Consider the following 1020-nt stretch of genomic DNA (forward strand, 5'->3'; position numbering starts at 1 on the left):
TACAGCACTTCCGTCTGTTACAAGGTACACTAGATGAAAATATAAATACTTTTAAATGAAGTCATACTCTGTCGATTTTCGAGAAAAAATAGTTGCAGCACATCTTCAGAAAAACATCTCAATCAGGAAAGTAGCTAATATATTTTCCGTCTCAAAGAGTTTAGTCCAAAAGCTTGTAAAACAACAAAAAGTTGAAGGAAATTTACAACCCAAGCCGCGAGGAAAGCCACAATTTAGTCATCTAACGAATGCTGACATAGAGTTGACAGAATTAGTTGCATCACATCCAGATGCAACATTAATAGAATTGTGTGAATTATTTGCAGACAAGACTGGCAATTTCGTAGGTCGAAGTGCAATGTGTCGTGCGTTACAGAAATTAGGATTAAATCGGAAAAAAAAACAAAGCGGAGTACCCAAGCAGGCACGGAGAGAGTCCTGAATTTAAGATTAGATTTTTGGGAAAAGGTCAAACATATAAAGCCAGAAAATTTAGTATTTTTGGACGAAACTGGTGTTCTACTTGGTTTAGCAAGGACTCATGCCCGTTCACAAATTGGAACAAGAGCTTACTCTCTTAACCCCTTCTACCGGGGATCAAAAGTTACAGTAATTGGAGCAATTAGTATTAAAAAAGTAGTCGCATTAATGACAATGAATAATTCAATGGATGGCAAAGCTTTTGAAGTCTTTATTGAGAAGTTTTTAGTGCCAGAGTTATGGTCAGGAGCGGTGGTAGTAATGGATAATTTATCCGCGCATAAACTCGATTCAATTGTGCCAATGATTGAAGCTGTCGGCGCTTCAGTTCTTTGTTTATCCCCATATTCTCCCGATTTTAATCCAATTGAATTATGGTGGTCACAACTCAAATCTTTTTTACGCAGTTTTGCTCCAACTACAACAGAAATGGTTGATAAACTAATATCAGTTGCACTCGACTTAATAAATCCTCAACATTTAAGAAACTGGTTTGCTAATTGCTGCTACTGTACCTCATAACAGCCGGAAGTGCTGTAT

2 protein-coding genes are annotated in these 1020 nt (G+C 37.1%); both read left to right on the top strand.

The features are described from left to right. The first annotated feature begins 55 nt into the window (after positions 1 to 55). Positions 56 to 442: an IS630 transposase-related protein gene (locus GNF10_RS37060; RefSeq protein WP_185593524.1), complete on the top strand. Its 387-nt coding sequence runs from the start codon at positions 56 to 58 to the stop codon at positions 440 to 442. Then, on the top strand, positions 361 to 1002 hold the full coding sequence (locus GNF10_RS37065; protein ID WP_185582240.1) for a transposase: 642 nt from the start codon (positions 361 to 363) through the stop codon (positions 1000 to 1002). Before GNF10_RS37060 ends, GNF10_RS37065 begins: the two co-directional genes overlap by 82 nt. The last annotated feature ends 18 nt before the right edge of the window (positions 1003 to 1020 follow it).

Source organism: Nostoc sp. UCD121 (assembly GCF_014222285.1).
Classification (GTDB): Bacteria; Cyanobacteriota; Cyanobacteriia; order Cyanobacteriales; family Nostocaceae; genus Nostoc.